Source organism: Polaromonas sp. P1_F4, assembly GCF_056405675.1.
Window position 1 is genome coordinate 120258 of record NZ_JBFUBP010000002.1, and the last position, 18559, is coordinate 138816.

Below are 18559 nucleotides of genomic sequence, written 5' to 3' on the forward strand. Positions count from 1 at the left end.
CACACATGAAAATACAGGTACGCGATGTGCCCCCGCGCAGCGTCTGGGCGTTGCAGCAAGCCGGCATTCACCCACTGCTGGCGCAGCTGTATGCCGCGCGCGGCGTGAACGCGGCCGACGAGCTGGACGACGGCCTGGCCCGGCTGCTACCGCCCGCTTCGCTGCACGGCGCCGCTGAGGCGGCGCGCCTGCTGGCCGACGCGATGGCGGCCGGCAAAAAGATTTGCGTGGTGGCCGACTACGACTGTGACGGCGCCACCGCCTGCGCTGTGGCGCTGCGTGGCCTCAAGCTGCTGGGTGCACAGCATGTCAGCTACCTGGTACCCGACCGCGTCACCGATGGCTATGGCCTCACACCGCCCATTGCCGAGCGCGTGAAAGCTGCGGGCGCTGACGTGCTGGTGACGGTGGATAACGGCATCGCCAGCATCGAAGGTGTGGCGCGCGCCCGCCAGCTGGGCATGCAGGTGCTGGTGACAGACCACCACCTGCCCGCACTGAAAGACGGCCAGGTGGTGCTGCCCGAGGCCGACGTGATCGTCAACCCGAACCAGCCTGGCTGCACGTTTGAAAGCAAATCGATTGCCGGTGTGGGCGTGATGTTTTATGTGCTGCTGGCGCTGCGTGCCGAGTTGCGTGCGCGTGGTGTGTTTGACGCCGCCACACAACCGAAGCTCGACGCACTGCTGCCGCTGGTGGCCCTCGGCACCGTAGCCGACGTGGTGAAGCTGGACGCCAACAACCGCCGGCTGGTGGCGCAGGGCCTCAAGCGCATACGCACGGGCCATTTGCCCGCGGGCCTGGCCAGCTTGTTCAAGGCAGCGGGCCGGCAGGCGCCGGTAGCCACCACGTTTGACTTTGCCTTTGCGCTGGGCCCGCGCATCAATGCGGCAGGGCGGCTCAGCGACATGACACTGGGCATTGAATGCCTGCTGACCGACGACCCGGCGCGCGGCGACGAGCTGGCGCAAATGCTGGACGGCATCAACCGCGAACGCCGCGACATTGAGGCCGGCATGCGCGAGCAGGCGCAACTGGCGGCCGACGCAATGATTGACGAAGATGAGGAGCCGCCGCCGGCGATTGCCATCTTCGACCCGGAGTTCCACGAAGGCGTGGTCGGCATCGTGGCCTCACGCGTCAAAGACAAGCTGCACCGCCCGACGTTCGTGTTTGCCGCCAGCCAGGCCGACGGCAAAGAGCACGAGCTCAAAGGCTCGGGCCGCTCGATTCCCGGCTTTCATTTGCGCGATGCGCTGGACCTTGTGGCCAAGCGCCACCCCGGCGTGCTGCTGCGCTTTGGCGGCCACGCCATGGCAGCCGGCTGCACCATTGCCGAAGAGCACTTTGAAGTGTTTGAAAGTGCGCTGCAGCAGGTGGCGCACGAATGGCTGGATGCCGCCACGCTGACGCGCCGCATGGACACCGACGGCCCGCTGCCGGCCGAATACCGCCGCACCGACGTGGTCGACACGCTGCACAAGGAAGTCTGGGGCCAGGGGTTTGCAGCCCCCACCTTCAGCGAAGTGGTGGAAGTGGTGTCGCAGCGGCTGGTGGGTGAAAAACACCTGGCGCTCAAGCTCAAACACCAGGGCCAGCCGGTCGATGGCATCTGGTTTGGGCACACCGAATCGCTGCCCGCACGGGTCAAGCTGGCCTTCCGGCTGGATGCGGATGAGTGGCAGGGCGTGAAACGGGTGCGGTTTCTGGTGGAAGCCGCTGAGCTCTGACGCCCACCGCCCCCAAGCCCTGGGTTTTTAACCAATAAGGACGTGCGCAAGCAGCTCCTGAATTGATAGCAAATAGGACGCTTCACGGGTTTCATTTGTTACCCAAAAAGGCATACGTCTTTATTCCAATTGAGAGTAATTCTCATTTAAGATGGGTTTTGCCCTTTATCGGCTGGTGCTTCGGTTGCCTCTTGGTTACGTAATGCCGGCTGGCTGATGGGGCACCTTCATCTATGGAGCCCCGACATGCAAGGACCCTGTACCTCTCTGCCCGGCCTTGACCGTGAGCACCGCGCCCTGCTGGCCCAGTACGGCGAGATCCAGAAACGCTGCAGCACGGTGATTGCCACGCAAGCTGCGGAAATCTCGCGCCTGCAATCCCAGGTGGTACGCCTGCGTGCGGCGGCGATGGTGCGGGAGACGGCGCTGGCGTGGGAGCGTGAAGACCGCCAAGCCGTGGAAGATGCCATCCCCGGCCTGCCCAAACGGCTGACGCTTGCGCGCCGGGTGGAGTGGTTGATGGGCCGTGTCCATGATTTGCAGGGCCTGGTGCGGGAGCGCCTGGGCCGGCAAAAGAACGCGGTGGCCCCGCAGGCCACAGCAACGCTGGCCGCGGCTTTATCAGCGTCAGAAGCCACAGCCGCCCTGCATGAAAAATCGGTGCTGTGCGTGGGCGAGCAAGGCGCTGGCACCACCGCAGCCCGGCGCGTTGTTGAAATGGCCGGCGGACATTTTTTGCACCATGCGGGTGACGACCTGCAGGACGCAGCCGCACTGGAGGCCAGCCTGGTCGCCGCCGACCTGGTGATCTGCCAGACCGGCTGCGTGAGCCACGACGCCTACTGGCGCGTGCAGGACCATTGCCGGCGCACCGGCAAGCAGTGTGTGCTGGTGGGCCAGCCGCAGGCCATGCAGTTCGTGCGCAGCAGGCAGGCGCGCGGCCTGTCAATCACGCCAGAAGCCGAAGATTGCAAGCCAAAAACGGCTCGATCCCTTTAAGGACGGGCGCGAGCAGCTATTGATTTAATAGCGACCTCAGCAGGTTCTGCCGATATCACTGCAGCGCAAATTCACCGCCACGCTCAATCGCACGCTGGTAAGCAGGCCGGGCATGGATGCGTACCAGGAAATCCATCAGCTTGGGCCGGCTCTCATTGAGCCCACCGCGCGCGGCGGCGGCTTCGAGCGGAAAGCTCATCTGGATGTCTGCGCCGCTGAAGCTCTCACCGGCAAACCAGTCGCTTTGGCCCAGCGACATTTCCAGGTAATCCAGGTGCTGCCGCAGTTGCGGCTCGATAAAGGTCTTCTTGACCTTGCCGGCGATGGCGCGGGCAATCGGCTTGACAAAAAGCGGCATGGGCGAGTTCTCTACCTTGTCGAAGACCAGCTTGAGGAGCAGCGGCGGCATGGCCGAGCCTTCGGCGTAATGCAGCCAGTAGGTGTAGCGCAGGTGCGCCGGCGTGCCGGCCTCGGGCGCCAGGCGGCCGGCGCCGTAGCGCGCCACCAGGTATTCAATGATGGCGCCCGACTCGGCGAGCGTGAACTCACCGTCGGTGATCACCGGCGATTTTCCCAGCGGATGCACCGCGCGCAGTGAAGGCGGCGCCAGCATGGTTTTGGGGTCGCGCTGGTAGCGCTGGATTTCATAGGGCAGGCCCATCTCTTCCATCAGCCAGAGGATGCGTTGCGAGCGGGAATTGTTGAGGTGGTGCAAGGTGATCAAGGGCGGCTCCATAAGACACAGCGCTGATGGTAGGCCATGGACTGCCGGCTTCAAGCTCCGGCGGCGACAGGAAGAAAACCTGAAAAGAGGACACGGGGCACACCCAAACCTGACAAGCCAGAAGTTTCAGGAACTTCTGGTTACAGCATGCACCAGCATGGCAGGCAGGCACGACTTCCTCGGCACCAGAACCATGCATTTTGTACACAATCTTGAGATAAATCGCATACAAAGCTGGCACAAGCCTTGCACAGAAGGTTGGCATGAACGCTCTTGCCAGCCCGCCCCCTGCCGCCATTGAAGCCATTGCGCTGACCAAACGGTACGCGCAGCAAGACAAGCCAGCGGTTGACGGCATCAACCTGCGCATTGCCAGCGGCAGCTACTGCTGCCTGCTCGGGCCTTCGGGCTGCGGCAAAAGCACGACGCTGCGCATGATGGCGGGCCACGAGTCCGTCACCAGTGGCGACATCCTGCTGGAAAACCGCAACATCACCGACCTGCCGGCCGCCGGCCGCGGCACGGCCATGATGTTCCAGAGCTTTGCGCTGTTTCCGCATCTTTCAGCACTCGACAACGTGGCCTTCAGTTTGAAGATGAAAGGCGTGGACAAGACCGCGCGCCGCCAGCAGGCCAAAGACTTGCTGGAGCGGGTCGCGATGGGCCACCTGGCGGAACGCAAGCCGGCCGAGCTTTCGGGCGGGCAGCAGCAGCGCGTGGCGCTGGCGCGCGCGCTGATCACGCAGCCGCGCGTACTGTTGCTCGATGAGCCGCTGTCGGCGCTGGACCCTTTCCTGCGCATCCAGATGCGCGCCGAGCTGCGGCGCTGGCAAAAAGAGCTGGGGCTGACTTTCATCCACGTCACGCACTCGCAGGAAGAGGCCATGGCACTGGCCGACACCATGGTGGTGATGAACCACGGGCTGATCGAGCAGGTCGGCTCGCCGCATGAAATCTACAACCGCCCTGCGAGTGAATTTGTGGCGCGTTTTATGGGCGGGCACAACGTGCTGGACACCCCCGCCGGCAAGATCGGCGTGCGCACCGACCACATGCAGATCACCCCGGCCGGCCAGGCCGCGCCCGATGCAGCACACAACCGGCGCGCCGTGGTGACCGACGTCGAATACCAGGGGCCCTATGTATTGCTGGGCCTGCAAAACCCGGGCGTATCGCCCACAGCCCACAGCACCGCCGAGTTGTCGGTGATGGTGCCCGAGGCGACGTTTGCGGCGAGACCCTATGCGCCGGGTGACAGCGTGCAACTGTCATGGGCGCCCGAGGCGGCGCACACGCTGCAGGCCGCCGTTCCTGCCTGACGTCCAGATTACCGAGTTTTTCACCTCTCCCTTCGCAAGAAGATTTCCACCCCAGCCACCAGGAGTTTTCACCATGTCCGACGCTCTTCCTGATCAAAAAGACACCGCCACCGACACCACCGTGGGCGGCGTGCCGCGCCGCGCTTTGCTCAAGGGCACGGCCGGCATTCTGGCCACAGGCCTGTTCCCGGCCGTGCACGCGCAGGAAAAAATCGTGCTGCGCTACCTGGGCACCGCGGTCAACCAGGACAAGGCGATTGCCGAGAAGTTCAAGGCCGACACCGGCATCACGATTCAGTACGTGGCCGTGACCACTGACGACGTGACCAAGCGCGCCGTGACCGCGCCCAACAGCTTTGACCTGATCGACACCGAGTACTTTTCGCTGAAGAAAATCGTGCCCACCGGCAACTTGAAGGGCATTGACACCAAGCGCATCAAGAACGCCGACAAGATCACCTCGCTCTTTACCACCGGCACCGTGGCCGGCAAGGCCGTGGGCGACCAGGGCACCGCGCCCAAGAAGGTGATTTACCTCGAAGGCGAAAAAAGCAAGGTCTTCGCCAAGAGCCCGACGCAGTTCATGTCGCTCATTCCTACGGTGTACAACGCCGACACGCTGGGCATTCGCCCCGATTTGATCAAGCGCCCCATCAGCTCGTGGGCCGAGCTGCTGAACCCCGAGTTCAAGGGCAAGGCGGCCATCCTGAACATTCCGTCGATCGGCATCATGGACGCCGCCATGGTGGTGGAAGCCAAGGGCATCTACAAGTACCCGGACAAGGGCAACATGACCAAGAAGGAGATCGACCTGACGATCGCCACCTTGATCGAAGCCAAGAAAGCCGGCCAGTTCCGCGCGTTGTGGAAAGACTTCAATGAGTCGGTCAACCTGATGGCCTCGGGCGAAGTGGTGATCCAGTCGATGTGGAGCCCCGCCGTAACGGCCGTGCGCACCAAGGGCATCGCCTGCAATTTCCAGCCGCTGAAAGAAGGCTACCGCGCCTGGGCAGCGGGCTTCGGCCTGCCCGCCACGCTGTCGGGCAAGAAGCTGGACGGTGCCTATGAGTTCATCAACTGGTTCCTCGACGGCTGGGCCGGCGCGTATCTGAACCGCCAGGGTTATTACAGCGCCGTGCTGGAAACCGCCAAGGCCAAGATGGAAGCGTATGAGTGGGCTTACTGGATGGAAGGCAAGCCCGCCTCGCAGGACATCAAGAGCCCGAATGGCGATGTACTGGCCAAAACCGGCGCGGTGCGCGACGGCGGCAGTTATGAAGCGCGCATGGGCGGCATCGCTTGCTGGAATGCGGTGATGGATGAGAACAATTACATGGTCCAGAAATGGAATGAGTTCGTAGCTGCCTAAAAATCGGCACACCCCTGTTGACGCTCACTTCGTGTAGCGTCCTCTCCCCTTGCAGGGGACGACACTTGCGGCCCGGCAAAGCCGGTTCCGCGGTGTCCTGGAACAGGCTTCGCTTCGCTTGCCCTTGGTAGCTCATTTTTTTACTTTTGGATATTTATGAGTGCTCCTGCAGTTGCTGCGCATTCCGCTCCGGCCAAGGTGCCGGGGCGCAGCCTTGCGGCCTGGTGGCAGGCTACGCCGTTGACGGCGGTGTTTGTGGTGTTCTTTCTGGTTCCGTTGGCGCTGGTGTTGATGGTCAGCTTTTGGGATTTCAATGAATATGAGTTGCTGCCCGGTTTTACGCTGAAGAACTACTTCGCCATCTTTGAAGGTTGCGGCAATACGTCTGAGCTGTGCGTCACCTTCAAGACTTATTTGTCGACGTTCAAATTCAGTTTCCTGGTCTGGCTGATCACGCTGGTGACTGGTTTCACGGTGTCGTACTTTCTGGCTTTTTATGTGCGCTCGCAAAGCGTGCAGACGCTGCTGTTTGTGCTGTGCACGATCCCGTTCTGGACGTCCAACGTGATCCGCATGATCTCGTGGGTGCCACTCTTGGGCCGCAATGGCCTGGTGAACCAGAGCCTGACGGGCCTGGGCATCGTGAACCAGCCTGTCGAGTGGTTGCTGTTTTCGGATTTTTCGGTGGTGCTGGCGTTTGTGCACCTCTACACCATGTTCATGATCGTGCCGATTTTCAATTCGATGATGCGCATAGACCGCAGCCTGATCGAAGCGGCGAATGACAGCGGCGCCTCGGCCTGGCAAACGCTGTGGAACGTCATCGTGCCGCTGTCGCGCACGGGCATCATCATCGGCTCGATTTTTGTCATCACCATCGTGATGGGTGACTTCGTGACCATCGGCGTCATGGGCGGCCAGCAGATCGCTTCCATCGGCAAGATCATCCAGGTGCAGACGTCTTACCTGCAGTTTCCGCTGGCGGCGGCCAATGCGGTGATCCTTCTGGCCATCGTGCTGATGATCATCTGGGCTTTAACGCGGCTAGTCGACATTCGAAAAGAGCTATGACCCCCACGCTTGTCACTTCGTGTACTGCGCTGCCCCCCGAGGGGGCTGGCCTTGCTTGGGGCGGCCCGGCGCTGCGGCCCCTTCTGGGAAGGTTCTAAGCTATGTCCGAAAAACGCCCCGCCGGCTTCTGGTTTCTCGCCGCATTCTTTGCGCTGTTTGTACTGTTTCTCTATGGCCCGATGTTTGTCATCGTGGTGCTGAGTTTTCAGGGGCCTGAAGGCGGGCTGACGTTTCCGCTGCGCGGTGTGTCGCTGCACTGGTTTTACAAGCTGGCCGAAGGGCTGGGCGTGGTCGACATCGGCGCGGCGCTCAAACGCTCATTGGGCCTGGGCCTGGCCGTGATGGCTTTCACGGTGGTGCTCTCGGTGCTGGCCGGCCTGGCTTTTCGCAAGAAACTCGCGGGCGGCAACACGCTGTTTTTTGTGGTGGTGGCCAGCCTGATCATGCCGTCGATCATCGTGTCGCTGGGCATTGGCCTGGAGTTTCGCCTGCTCGACACCGGCGTCAAGAAAGCGCTGGAGGCTTTCGGCATGACCGATGCGCTGGAAGGTTACGGCACCTCGCTGGGGCTCTTCACGTCGGCGCTGGGCGCGCACCTGACCTGGACGCTGCCCTTTGGCCTCTTGATCATGTTTGCGATTTTCAACCGCTTCAACCCGGCTTATGAAGAAGCGGCGCGCGACCTGGGCGCCACGCCGTGGCAGGGCTTCCGGCATGTGGTGCTGCCGCTGATTGCGCCGTCGGTGGTGGGCATCGGCATGTTTGGCTTTACCCTGAGCTGGGACGAAATCGCCCGCACCTCGCAGGCCATCGGCGACGTGAACACCCTGCCGCTGGAACTGCAGGGGCTGACCACCACCGTCACCACGCCGTCCATTTATGCTCTGGGTACCGTCACCACTGTGGTGTCGTTGCTGGTCATGGCGCTGGCACTGGGCCTGGCCTGGTGGCTGGGCCGCCGGCAAAAGAAAGGCACCCGATGAGCGAGGCACCGCCCGTAACCCAGGTAACCCCCCTGACCGACAGCGAGATGTATGAGCGCGTGATCTCGGCCATCCTGGACCACCGCCTGCCGCCGGGCACCAAACTGGTCGAAGACAAGCTGGCCGGCGCCTTCGGCGTGTCGCGCACGCGCATACGGCCGGTGCTGGTGCGACTGGCCAATGAGCAGGTCGTCACGCTCATTCCCAACCGCGGCGCCACCGTGGCCCAGCCCACCGAGCAGGAGGCGCGCGAAGTCTTTGAGGTGCGCCGGCTGATTGAACCCACGCTGGTGGAGCTGTTCATTGCCAAGGCGAGCGAGGCCGACATGCAACAGCTCAAACGCTGCATCGACGACGAGGAAGCCGCGCGCCTGGCCGGCGACATGCACCGCGCGATCCGCCTGTCGGGCGACTTTCACCTGCAGATCGCCGAACGCGCGGGCCACCAGACGCTGGGCCGCATCCTGCGCGAGCTCACCTCGCGCACGTCGCTGATTTTGATGACCTACAGCACATCCCACAAGGACAGCCGCGACGAAGCCGCCGCCTGCGGCTGCCGCGAGCACCGCAAGCTGCTTGACGCGATTCGCCTGCGCGACGTCCAGGAAGCAGCGCGCCACATGCGCGAACACCTGACGCGGCTGGAGTCGCAGCTGCAGTTCACGCCGCCGGCGGATGATGCGCCTGACCTGTCCACGCTGTTTAGTTGATGGCCCCCACGCTTTTCACTTCGAGCCTGCGGCGCGCTGCCCCTTTCCTCTCGTATTGGGGCCGCCCGCTTGCGGCCCGGCAAAGCCGGTTCAGCGGGGACTACCAGCAGGGGCCGCGGGACTGGCTTCGCCAGACCGCAGGCGCCGCCCCCTTGAGGGGGGAACAAGCTACACGAAGTGAGCTTGGACAGGGGTGTACCTATTTCACCGCCCCCTTGAGGGGGGAACAGGCTACACGCAGTGAGCCTGGACAGGGGTGAATTCTTAACCATGCGTAAGCTATTGGTCATTAATCCAAACACGTCGACTTCGGTCAGCGCCTTGCTGCAAACCCACGTGCAAGCCGCCGCCGGGCTGCACGTGCAGGTGCGTACCGTCACCGCGCGCTTCGGCGCGCCCTATATCTCGGATGAAGCCAGTTACGCGGTCGCCTCGCACGCCACGCTGGACGCCTGGGCTGCTGCGCTGGCCGGCACAGGTGAAACGGGTGGCGCACCAGAAACACCTGATGCGGTGCTGATCGGCTGCTTTGGCGACCCCGGCCTGCTGGCGTTGCGCGAAAGCAGCCCGGTGCCGGTCACCGGCCTGGCCGAAGCAGCGTTTATCGAGGCGGCGCGCCACGGACGCTTTGCCATCGTCACCGGGGGCGAACGCTGGGGCCCGATGCTTCAGCGGCTGGCCCAGGCGCTGGGCCATGCGCCTTCGCTGGCCGGCATCCACACCGTCGCGCCGACCGGGGCACAGCTTGCGGCGGACCCCGCCGCCGCGCGCACCCTGCTCGCCCAGGCCTGCCGCGACGCGGTGCGCCAGCTGGGCGCGCAGGCCGTCATTCTGGGGGGTGCAGGCCTGGCAGGCATGGCCGCGGCCCTGCAACCCGGGGTGAGCGTGCCGTTGATCGACAGCGTGCTGGCCGGCGCCCACTGGGCCCTGCGCAGCCATGCGCCGCCACCGCAGCGCAGCCAGCCGGGCTTCGACGTGCCATGGGAGAAACTCTCGCCGGAGCTCACTGCTTTGGGGCTTTAAGGCTGTAGCCCAATAAAAACGGGCGCAAGCAGCTATGAATTTAATAGCGTTTTCAGCCTGGGCTGATTCACGCCACTAATCTTGAAACGATTGGTTGCTATGAAATATATAGCTGCTTGCGCCCGTTTTTATTGGGCTAGCGGCCTGAAACATCTCAAAACCGCCTTCAGTGCAAAGGCATCGCGCGCACGCGCAAAGCGAGCCTCCTGGGGCCAGGGAGATTGCGCCCGGCCTGCACCATTACCCCGCAAAGCCTAAAATGGCTCAGTGACTCCCAAAAACATCCTGAATGCCGACCTGCACTGCCACTCTGTGGTGTCAGACGGCACGCTGACACCGGAGGCACTGGCCGAGCGGGCCAAGGCCAACGGGGTCGAACTCTGGGCCCTGACAGACCACGACGAAATAGGCGGCCAGCACCGCGCCGCCGCCGCTGCCAAAGCGCAGGGCATGCACTACCTCACCGGCACCGAGGTGTCCGTTACCTTCGCGGGGCAAACAGTCCACATCGTCGGACTGGGTTTCGACGCCAACGACCCTGCGATGCAACAAGGCCTGCGCAATACCCGCGGTGGCCGTGAACAGCGCGCCATGGAGATGTCGGACTCGCTGGCCAAGGTCGGCATCATGGGCGCTTACGAAGGCGCGCTGAAGTTTGTCGGCAACCCCGAGCTCATTTCACGCACGCACTTTGCCCGTTTCCTGGTGGAATCCGGCGTGTGCCGCGAAACGCCTGAGGTCTTTCGCAAATACCTGACCGAAGGCAAGCCCGGCTATGTGCCGCACCGCTGGGCCAACCTGCGCGACGCCGTCACCTGGATCACCGAAGCCAAGGGCATTGCCGTGATTGCGCACCCGGGCCGCTACAAGTTCACCCCCAACGAGGAATACGCCTTGTTCACCGAGTTCAAGTCCCATGGCGGGCGTGGCGTGGAGGTTGTCACTGGCAGCCACACGCCGCAGGAATACCTCAGGTACGCCGAAACGGCCAAAGAGTTCGGCCTGGCCGCCTCGCGCGGCAGCGACTTCCACAGCCCCGACGAAAGCCACACCGACCTGGGCACCCTGCCCTTTCTGCCGGGCGAACTGACACCGGTGTGGGAGCTGCTGGCGGACCGCATCCAGTGATGGCCGGCCCCGCGAACAACACCTCGCACGTTCCGACCGGCATTGCGCTTTTGGTAGCCGCAGTGGCCTGCTTCGCGATTCTGGACACCACCACCAAATTCATTTCCGCCGGTGTGCCGCTGTTGATGGCCCTGTGGTTTCGCTACGCCTTCCAGGCCGTTGCTACCACCGTGGCTGTACTACCGTCGCGCGGCTGGTCTGTGCTGCGCACTGCACACCCGAAATTCCAGTGCCTGCGCGGTGTACTGTTGCTGTGCAGCAGCATGCTGGCGTTTTTCAGCCTGAAGCACATGCCGGTCGGCGAGTTCACGGCCATCGTCATGATCACGCCGCTGGTCATCACGCTGCTGGCATCCCTCACCCTGGGAGAGCGGGTGTCGTGGTTGCGCTGGGCGCTGGTCATTGGCGGGTTTGCCGGCACGCTGATCATCATCCGGCCCGACGGCGACGACTTCACCTGGGCCATGCTGCTGCCGCTGGGGCTTGTGATTACCAACGCCTGGTTCCAGATCCTGACCAGCCGCCTGGCGCGCACCGAAGACCCCTTCACCATGCACTTTTATACCGGCTGGGTCGGCACGCTGGTGGCTTCGCTGGCCCTGCCCTTTGTCTGGACCTGGCTGGACGCCTGGACGCTGTGGGCCGGCCTTTGCCTGATGGGCTTCCTGGGAACGGTGGGCCATTTCATGATGATCCTGGCGTACGGCCGCGCGCCGGCGTCGACCCTCACGCCCTTTCTGTATGCGCAGATCGGCTTTGCCATGATTGGCGGCTGGCTGGCGTTTTCGCATGTGCCTGATCTTTGGTCCATGGTGGGCATGGCCATGATCGCCGTTTGCGGGGCAACCGGCGCGTGGCTCGCCGTGCGCGACAGCCGGGTCGCCATTGAGCCGGTTGAGTCTTGAATTCGGCATACCCGGACAACATCCAAGCCACCTGAGTCACCATGTCCCAGTTTTTTGAAGTTCACCCCGAGAACCCGCACACGCGCCTGCTCAAGCAGGCCGTGGCGCTGCTGGAGCGCGGCGGCATTGCGGCCGTGCCGACCGACTCCAGCTATGCCCTGGTATGCCACCTCGACGACAAGGCCGCGGCCGACAGCCTGCGCCGTATCCGCGGCGTTGACGACAAGCATCACCTCACCCTGCTCTGCCGCGACCTGAGCGAGCTGGCCAACTACGCGCGGGTCGACAACAAGCAGTTCCGGCTGCTCAAGGCCGCCACGCCCGGCCCCTACACCTTCATCCTCGAAGCCAGCAAGGAAGTGCCGCGCCGCGTGAGCCATCCGTCGCGCAAGACCATAGGCCTGCGCGTGCCCGAACACAAGGTGCTGCAGGCGCTGCTGGAGCTGCATGGCGCGCCGCTGCTGGCCACCACGCTGATTCCGCGGGGCGGCACCGAGCCGCTGAATGATGCGCACGAGATCCGCGAGCTGCTGGAGCATGAACTGGCCGCCGTGATCGACGCAGGCGCCTGCCACCAGGAGCCGACCACCGTGATCGACCTGACGGCCATGGGCGACGGCGGCGAGCCTGTCGTGGTGCGGCAGGGCCGGGGTGACGTGGCCAGATTAGGCCTATAACGTGCCGAATGGAACGCGGTCAACACACACTCCCCTTCAAGCATGAGCCGCGGGACTGGCTTTGCCAGACCGCAGGCGGGCGGCCCCCTCGGGGGGCAGGGAGCTACACGAAGTGAGCGACCGTGGGGGCGATAATCAGGCATGGACTTTTCCGATCTGATTCAAACAGTCGCGATTTACGCGCTGCCCGTGTTGTTCGCCATCACCGTGCACGAAGCCGCGCACGGCTATGTCGCCCGCTACTTCGGCGACAACACCGCCTGGATGTTGGGCCGCGTCACGCTCAACCCCGTCAAACACATCGACCCGGTCGGCACCATCCTGATGCCACTGCTGCTGTATATCGCCACATCGGGCACTTTCCTGTTCGGCTATGCCAAGCCGGTGCCTGTGCAATTCGGAAATTTGCGCAACCCCAAGCGCGACATGATCTGGGTGGCGCTGGCCGGGCCCGGCGTGAACCTGCTGCAGGCATTGCTTTGGGGCGTCCTGTTTTACTTCCTTGCAGGCGCCGACATCACAGAGCCGTTTTTCATCAAGATGTGCCAGGCAGGCATCCTGGTCAACGTTGTGATGTTCGTCTTCAACCTGTTTCCGCTCCCTCCGCTGGACGGCGGCCGCGTGCTGGTCGGCCTTCTGCCCTACAAGCAGGCCATGCTGGTGTCGCGCATCGAACCCTGGGGCTTTTTTATCGTGATGGGGCTGGTGATTTCGGGCGTCATCAGCAACCTCTGGATGCGCCCCTTGATGGACGTAACCTTTACCGTGATCCAAACCGTTTTGACGCCGTTGGCGATGCTGGTGAAATGATGACAAATAAACAAGCCGGCGCCGGCGCTTCCACTACCCGTTTCCTCACCGGTATCACCACCACCGGCACGCCCCACCTGGGTAACTATGTCGGCTCGATCCGGCCGTCGGTCCAGGCCAGCTTTCGCGATGATGTCCGCAGCTTTTATTTCCTGGCCGACTATCACGCGCTGATCAAATGCGACGAGCCCGCGCGCATCCAGCAATCCACACTCGAGATCGCGGCCAGCTGGCTGGCCGCCGGGCTGGACCCGGAGCGCGTGACGTTCTATCGCCAGTCCGACATCCCCGAAATCCCCGAACTCACCTGGCTGCTAACCTGCGTGACGGGCAAGGGCGTGCTCAACCGTGCCCATGCCTACAAGGCCTCTGTCGACAAGAACGAGGCGGCCGGCAACGACCCTGATGCCGACGTCACTGCCGGCCTCTTCATGTACCCGGTGCTGATGGGCGCGGACATTTTGATGTTCAAGACGCACAAGGTGCCGGTGGGGCGCGACCAGATCCAGCACATCGAAATGGCGCGCGACATGGCCCAGCGCTACAACCACCTTTACGGCGAGCACCTGGTGCTGCCCGAAGCGGTGGTGGAGGAATCGGTCGCGCTACTCCCCGGGCTGGACGGACGAAAGATGAGCAAGAGCTACGACAACACGATTCCGCTGTTCACCCCACGCGAACAGATGCGAAAGCTGATCGCCGGCATCCTCACCGATTCACGCGCACCGGGCGAGCCCAAGGAAGTCGAGGGCTCGGCGCTGTTCCAGATTTACCAGGCCTTTGCGAGCGCCGACGAAACGCAGGCTCTGCGCAAGGCCTATGCCGAAGGCATTGCCTGGGGCGATGCCAAACAGCTGCTGTTCGAGCGCATTGACCGTGAAGTCGCACCCATGCGTGAGCGATACCACGACCTCATCAGCGACCCGGCAAAGATCGAGGCGACCTTGCAAGCGGGTGCGCAGAAGGCGCGCGCGGAGGCCACGCCTTTCATGGGCGAGTTGCGTCGCGCCGTTGGCTTGCGCAACCTCGCGACAAAACCGGCAGGCGCGTCGAAAGGGAAGTCAGTCAAAAGTGTTGCTCCGGCCTTCAAACAATACCGCGAGAAGGACGGCCAGTTCTATTTCAAGCTGCAGGATGCTGATGCCAAGGTGCTTCTGCAGAGCCAGGGCTTTGAATCTCCCCGTGATGCCGCGCTGCTGATTTCCACCCTGCAGAACGAAGGGGCCGGCGCGCTTGCTGCACTGCAAGATAAGCTTCAAATCCTGCCCGGTATCGAGGCGGCCGAGGTGGAAACGGCGCTACGTTTCTTTGCACCTGTAACCCCCTGAGTTGCGGGATTAAGCAATTTGGGCCAGGGGCTTTAGCCGTACGCGGCGGCTCTCAACAGAATCACATTGGTACGAAAGACTTATTCATTGTTGTTTTGGGGTATTACCACCCTGAAAAAATACCGCAATTTCAAGTTTATTAGTGCCCCAAAGTTGACATTCACCAGTTATGCTCGATAGCTGACAGGAACGATACTTCAGACGTGAACTAATGAGTATTTTTGTAATAGATGACCATCCGCTGATGCGCGAAGCGGTTGTCATGTTGATTCGCCGCCTTAGCAGCAAGGCCACTGTGACCGAGCTGGACCGGCTCGCCGCGGTAATGCCTGCCGTGCAGCAACACGGTGTCCCCGAACTCATCTGCCTCGACTTGAGGTTGCCTGACACCAATGGTGTTTCGGGCGTGCGTGAGCTCAAACACCAATTCCCCAACGTGCCCTTGGTAGTGCTGTCGGCCGCGCCGGCCCAGGACTACGAGGACTTGTCCATCGAGGCAGGTGCCGATGCCTACATCCAGAAGTCTGCGGGGGCCACCGAGATATCGAACGTCCTGCGCGTCTTCCTGAGCGAAGAACTCGACCCGGAGCCATCCACCCCGACGGAAAAACTGTCAAAGCGGCAAAAGCAGTTGCTGGTCATGCTCGACAAGGGCATGAGCAACCGCGACATCGCCGAAGAGCTGCAGATCAGCGAGCACACGGTGAAAGTGCATTTGTGGCGGCTGTTCCGGCGCCTGAATGTCAAGAGCCGCTCGCAGGCCAGCCACCTGGCGCGCACCCAGGGCTTGCTCTAACAACGTCGGGCAACACCGGGCCGGGTCACTGGCCCGGCGTGCGCAACTCTACCCAGAAGACACTGCCACGCCCGCTCCTGGAAGCAAGCCTCACAGGATGCCCCAGCGCCTCGCTCAGGCGCGAAACGATGGCCAGGCCCAACCCAAAACCTTCTTCGGTACCCTGCAGGGGAATCCGGTAGAACTCCTGAAAGATCGCCTTCTGGTGTTCTTTCGCGATGCCCACACCGGTGTCCCATATCTCGATGCATGGGACTCCGCGCCGCCGGCGCACAGCCAGCAGCACACCGCCTCGATGCGTGTTGCGCAGCGCGTTCGACAACAGGTTGCCGACCAGCCGCTGAAGCAGTACAGGGTCGGACCTTACCTGTCCCACCGCAGGGCGGATCCTGAGGCGCAGGTTGCGCTCCCGCGCGAAGGGTGCGTATTGCGCCTCCAGATCCTGCACCAGCCCCGCCAGGTCTACGGTCTGCAGGTTAACCCGCAGTGGGCTGGACTCCAGCCCCGCCAGATCGAAGAGGGAGTTGAACAGGTCGTTGACCGCCTTGGTGGACCGGACGATCTTGGGTGCTATCTGCGCCACGAATTCTGGCTCGGCGGCCAGCCAGCCGGCGTACAGGTCCAGGGCATGCACCGGCTGGCGCAGGTCATGCGCGGCGCTGGCGATAAAGCGGTTCTTGATCTCGATGGCCTCAAGGGCAGCACGGCTTTTTTCAGTCAACGATTTGATCAGTTCGGAGTTGTCGTACTGCAGTTCGAGATTGGCACGCTGCACCTGGTGAAAGCGCTGGCCGGACACGCGAATGACCACCCAGTAAATCACGATCAGCACCACCATGCCCCAGGTATTGAATGTGGAAGAAATTCCTCTTTCCAGCATCAGCTGGTAGAAAAATACCGTCAGGGTGGAAATGCCCAGGCCGTTCACATAGCCTTTGAAGCAGGGGAGCCAGGAGGAAAAGGTGCCCACCGCAAACCCGGCCATTCCGACCAGGACGATCATGCCGAGGAACTGGTCATAGACGGGCGCTTTGAGGAAGTACACAAACATCGATGCACCCCAGACCATGGCACTCATGGGCCACGTCCACGTGTAGCGCGCCATGAATGCGCGCAACGCAGGGCCGCTGACGCCCACCAGGGAACGTTGGTAGATGCCGATGACACGGTACCGCACCAGGGTCACCAGCGTCGCCGCCGTTGCCCAGATGCCCAGACTGAGCAGGTCTACATGGCGGTAAAGAATCGCCACCATGGACACGATCAGGACCAGCGCGGAATGCAGGGCCGGGCGGGCATACCGCATGAAGATATGGATCAGCCGCATTTCCACCCAATCCTCGCGCGAGATATCTGGCGCGCCCTGGATAGGCCGGATCGCTGTGGGGTGGTCCATGGAATGCGAGTTTACGTCGCATCCGGGGGCGCAATGCCATCAGCGGCGCACGCCTGTTGCGTTGCGGTCTAGGGACTTACGCTCAGTTAAAAGTCACGCCGGCCCAACGCACGCGGCCAAGCACGGCAAAATCCCGGTCCGTACTTTCGTAGCCCTGGATGTCAAACGGTTCATACGCCGGGTTGTAGCTGCTGACGCGCAATATCTTGCCGGGCAGGCGCTGCAGTTTTTTGACCAGCAAGGCGCCGTCAAGCCGTACCATGTGCATGCCCTCGATCAGGGCATCGCGATCCCGCAAGTCAGTCAGCACTGCGTCCCTGGAATGCAGCCACGGCTCCATGGAGGCGCCCGCCACCGTGGACATGACAATGTCGTTATGGTCAATGCCCAGGTCATACCGGATGAACTGCACATCAAAGGGACGCATCGCCACGACCGACCCAAGGTCGTTGAATACGTCCCGGCCCGGCGAAGCGCGGAGGTCAAACAGGGGCGCATAGACAAACGTGCCGGTCTCGACCGCGCGCACGTCGCGCGCCACTGCCGCAGCAGCCCGGGTTTCGTCTGGAGCTTCCCGGCCCAGTAGCTGCCCGGGCGTCAACCGGTATTCCCTGGCGAGTACTTCCAGCTCGAACGCATCCGGCAGGCTGTCGCCACGCTCTATGTTCCAGATGGTGTTGCGGTGAACCCCGACCGTAGCCGCAACCTCATTGATTTCCCTTGTGCCCCGGGCCATGCGGCAGCGCTGGCCAAACTGGCGCATGAAAACCGACCTGGCTTCGGTTCGCACTGACCTGGCACTCGCCTTGTCGACGGCTGCTGCGGCCTCATGCAGGTACCACGCAACAGGCTCTTCTGCCTTGACCGGCGTTACTGCGGTAAAGGAATAGTGCTGGAGCTTGCCAGATGAGCCAGAACCGCCCTCCCCCGATGCTGCTTCTTTTGTGTTCATGAACACTATTTTGTTCCCCCAAGCACAAAATGAGCAAACATAACACTCATTTAATTGGTAAAAAATACAATAAAAGTAGCACAAATTGAAACAAGCAGAAAAAAATGTTTGACTTGGCTTGTTTTGTACTCAAAATATTAGATATGAGCACAATTAAATCGACACCCGCACAGGAAGATATGCACCCCGCCGATGTCATTGCTGCCCTCCGCAAACGCGGTACCAGTCTTCGAAAAATTGCCATGGAAAACGGTTACAGCCACATACAACGCGTGCTGACCAGCCCCTGGCTGGCAGCCGAGCAGCTCGTGGCTCGCGCCCTCGACAAAAGACCCGAGGATCTCTGGCCGTCGCGCTACCTCAATCCCGCCAGCCGGGCGCTGGCCTTTCAGCAAACGCGCAAGATCACGGTCACCATGCCGCACCAGCGCAATCAGGCTCAGCGCAAACTGGCACATGAGCTGACCGCCAACAACGCCCTCACGGATGGGCCTCCGTGCTCCCAACCGTAAAACGTCATCAGAGCGCCTGAGCGAGATCGCGATCAATCATGGGCGACCTTATCACCCACGATGTACGCGCCCTGTGGCTGCGGTTGCGCGCCACCGGCGGTTGGTGGACGCTGGCCTCGCTTCTCCC

General features: G+C 62.4%; 18 protein-coding genes. 15 read left to right on the top strand and 3 right to left on the bottom strand.

Translation table 11 applies throughout. The annotated features are described in order from the left end of the window. Positions 1 to 5: 5 nt before the first annotated feature. Positions 6 to 1730, top strand: a complete 1725-nt coding sequence (gene recJ, locus AC1DYQ_RS05540) for a single-stranded-DNA-specific exonuclease RecJ (RefSeq protein ID WP_477685947.1) — start codon at positions 6 to 8, stop codon at positions 1728 to 1730. A gap of 408 nt (positions 1731 to 2138) precedes the next feature. Next, positions 2139 to 2729 (top strand): DUF2325 domain-containing protein, encoded by a 591-nt coding sequence (locus tag AC1DYQ_RS05545; RefSeq protein ID WP_477686274.1) that lies wholly within the window; start codon positions 2139 to 2141, stop codon positions 2727 to 2729. A gap of 55 nt (positions 2730 to 2784) precedes the next feature. On the opposite strand, the gene AC1DYQ_RS05550 is transcribed toward AC1DYQ_RS05545, so the two are convergent. Next, positions 2785 to 3453, bottom strand: a complete 669-nt coding sequence (locus AC1DYQ_RS05550; protein WP_477685948.1) for a glutathione S-transferase — start codon at positions 3451 to 3453, stop codon at positions 2785 to 2787. Positions 3454 to 3716: 263 nt separating this feature from the next. Here AC1DYQ_RS05550 and AC1DYQ_RS05555 point away from each other — a divergent pair, with 263 nt between their 5' ends. The 12 genes from AC1DYQ_RS05555 to AC1DYQ_RS05610 all read left to right on the top strand — a co-directional run bounded on the left by AC1DYQ_RS05555 (position 3717) and on the right by AC1DYQ_RS05610 (position 15572). Then, positions 3717 to 4772, top strand: coding sequence for an ABC transporter ATP-binding protein (locus AC1DYQ_RS05555; RefSeq protein WP_477685949.1), 1056 nt, complete (start codon positions 3717 to 3719; stop codon positions 4770 to 4772). Positions 4773 to 4845: 73 nt separating this feature from the next. After that, positions 4846 to 6141 carry an ABC transporter substrate-binding protein gene (locus AC1DYQ_RS05560; RefSeq protein WP_477685950.1) on the top strand — a complete coding sequence of 432 codons (1296 nt, stop codon included), beginning with the start codon at positions 4846 to 4848 and terminating at the stop codon, positions 6139 to 6141. A 156-nt stretch (positions 6142 to 6297) separates the two neighbouring features. Beyond that, the gene (locus tag AC1DYQ_RS05565) at positions 6298 to 7212 is read left to right on the top strand and encodes an ABC transporter permease (RefSeq protein WP_477685951.1); all 915 of its coding nucleotides are present in this window, start codon (positions 6298 to 6300) and stop codon (positions 7210 to 7212) included. A 101-nt stretch (positions 7213 to 7313) separates the two neighbouring features. After that, complete coding sequence (locus AC1DYQ_RS05570) at positions 7314 to 8195, top strand: ABC transporter permease (protein WP_477685952.1); 882 nt, start codon at positions 7314 to 7316, stop codon at positions 8193 to 8195. Beyond that, positions 8192 to 8905: a GntR family transcriptional regulator gene (locus tag AC1DYQ_RS05575; RefSeq protein WP_477685953.1), complete on the top strand. Its 714-nt coding sequence runs from the start codon at positions 8192 to 8194 to the stop codon at positions 8903 to 8905. The genes AC1DYQ_RS05570 and AC1DYQ_RS05575 overlap by 4 nt, the downstream gene beginning before the upstream one ends. A 270-nt stretch (positions 8906 to 9175) precedes the next feature. Then, positions 9176 to 9928 (top strand): aspartate/glutamate racemase family protein, encoded by a 753-nt coding sequence (locus tag AC1DYQ_RS05580; protein ID WP_477685954.1) that lies wholly within the window; start codon positions 9176 to 9178, stop codon positions 9926 to 9928. 267 nt (positions 9929 to 10195) lie between these two features. Continuing rightward, positions 10196 to 11056 carry a 3',5'-nucleoside bisphosphate phosphatase gene (locus AC1DYQ_RS05585; protein WP_477648054.1) on the top strand — a complete coding sequence of 287 codons (861 nt, stop codon included), beginning with the start codon at positions 10196 to 10198 and terminating at the stop codon, positions 11054 to 11056. Beyond that, a complete protein-coding gene (locus AC1DYQ_RS05590) occupies positions 11056 to 11961 on the top strand; it encodes a DMT family transporter (RefSeq protein ID WP_477685955.1) in 906 nt (301 codons plus the stop codon). Before AC1DYQ_RS05585 ends, AC1DYQ_RS05590 begins: the two co-directional genes overlap by 1 nt. 41 nt (positions 11962 to 12002) lie before the next feature. Next, on the top strand, positions 12003 to 12638 hold the full coding sequence (locus tag AC1DYQ_RS05595) for an L-threonylcarbamoyladenylate synthase (RefSeq protein WP_477685956.1): 636 nt from the start codon (positions 12003 to 12005) through the stop codon (positions 12636 to 12638). A 141-nt stretch (positions 12639 to 12779) separates the two neighbouring features. Beyond that, positions 12780 to 13448 (top strand): site-2 protease family protein, encoded by a 669-nt coding sequence (locus AC1DYQ_RS05600; protein ID WP_477685957.1) that lies wholly within the window; start codon positions 12780 to 12782, stop codon positions 13446 to 13448. Then, positions 13445 to 14776, top strand: a complete 1332-nt coding sequence (locus tag AC1DYQ_RS05605) for a tryptophan--tRNA ligase (protein WP_477685958.1) — start codon at positions 13445 to 13447, stop codon at positions 14774 to 14776. Before AC1DYQ_RS05600 ends, AC1DYQ_RS05605 begins: the two co-directional genes overlap by 4 nt. Before the next feature lie 211 nt (positions 14777 to 14987). Then, a complete protein-coding gene (locus tag AC1DYQ_RS05610) occupies positions 14988 to 15572 on the top strand; it encodes a response regulator transcription factor (RefSeq protein WP_457279564.1) in 585 nt (194 codons plus the stop codon). A 25-nt stretch (positions 15573 to 15597) separates the two neighbouring features. On the opposite strand, the gene AC1DYQ_RS05615 is transcribed toward AC1DYQ_RS05610, so the two are convergent. Together AC1DYQ_RS05615 and AC1DYQ_RS05620 are read right to left on the bottom strand one after the other, a co-directional pair. Further along, entirely contained in the window at positions 15598 to 16968 is a 1371-nt protein-coding gene (locus AC1DYQ_RS05615) for a sensor histidine kinase (protein WP_477685959.1), read from the bottom strand. An 82-nt stretch (positions 16969 to 17050) separates the two neighbouring features. Beyond that, on the bottom strand, positions 17051 to 17920 hold the full coding sequence (locus AC1DYQ_RS05620; RefSeq protein WP_477685960.1) for an XRE family transcriptional regulator: 870 nt from the start codon (positions 17918 to 17920) through the stop codon (positions 17051 to 17053). Positions 17921 to 18063: 143 nt separating this feature from the next. On the opposite strand from AC1DYQ_RS05620, the gene AC1DYQ_RS05625 reads away from it, so the two are divergent. After that, entirely contained in the window at positions 18064 to 18432 is a 369-nt protein-coding gene (locus AC1DYQ_RS05625; protein WP_477685961.1) for a helix-turn-helix domain-containing protein, read from the top strand. Positions 18433 to 18559 lie beyond the last annotated feature (127 nt).

Coding starts and splice junctions, on each gene's coding strand:
- recJ (WP_477685947.1), top strand. CDS start 6: ATGAAAATACAGGTACGCGATGTGCCCCCGCGCAGCGTCTGGGCGTTG.
- AC1DYQ_RS05545 (WP_477686274.1), top strand. CDS start 2,139: ATGGTGCGGGAGACGGCGCTGGCGTGGGAGCGTGAAGACCGCCAAGCC.
- AC1DYQ_RS05555 (WP_477685949.1), top strand. CDS start 3,717: ATGAACGCTCTTGCCAGCCCGCCCCCTGCCGCCATTGAAGCCATTGCG.
- AC1DYQ_RS05560 (WP_477685950.1), top strand. CDS start 4,846: ATGTCCGACGCTCTTCCTGATCAAAAAGACACCGCCACCGACACCACC.
- AC1DYQ_RS05565 (WP_477685951.1), top strand. CDS start 6,298: ATGAGTGCTCCTGCAGTTGCTGCGCATTCCGCTCCGGCCAAGGTGCCG.
- AC1DYQ_RS05570 (WP_477685952.1), top strand. CDS start 7,314: ATGTCCGAAAAACGCCCCGCCGGCTTCTGGTTTCTCGCCGCATTCTTT.
- AC1DYQ_RS05575 (WP_477685953.1), top strand. CDS start 8,192: ATGAGCGAGGCACCGCCCGTAACCCAGGTAACCCCCCTGACCGACAGC.
- AC1DYQ_RS05580 (WP_477685954.1), top strand. CDS start 9,176: ATGCGTAAGCTATTGGTCATTAATCCAAACACGTCGACTTCGGTCAGC.
- AC1DYQ_RS05590 (WP_477685955.1), top strand. CDS start 11,056: ATGGCCGGCCCCGCGAACAACACCTCGCACGTTCCGACCGGCATTGCG.
- AC1DYQ_RS05595 (WP_477685956.1), top strand. CDS start 12,003: ATGTCCCAGTTTTTTGAAGTTCACCCCGAGAACCCGCACACGCGCCTG.
- AC1DYQ_RS05600 (WP_477685957.1), top strand. CDS start 12,780: ATGGACTTTTCCGATCTGATTCAAACAGTCGCGATTTACGCGCTGCCC.
- AC1DYQ_RS05605 (WP_477685958.1), top strand. CDS start 13,445: ATGATGACAAATAAACAAGCCGGCGCCGGCGCTTCCACTACCCGTTTC.
- AC1DYQ_RS05610 (WP_457279564.1), top strand. CDS start 14,988: ATGAGTATTTTTGTAATAGATGACCATCCGCTGATGCGCGAAGCGGTT.
- AC1DYQ_RS05615 (WP_477685959.1), bottom strand. CDS start 16,968: ATGGACCACCCCACAGCGATCCGGCCTATCCAGGGCGCGCCAGATATC.
- AC1DYQ_RS05620 (WP_477685960.1), bottom strand. CDS start 17,920: ATGAACACAAAAGAAGCAGCATCGGGGGAGGGCGGTTCTGGCTCATCT.
- AC1DYQ_RS05625 (WP_477685961.1), top strand. CDS start 18,064: ATGAGCACAATTAAATCGACACCCGCACAGGAAGATATGCACCCCGCC.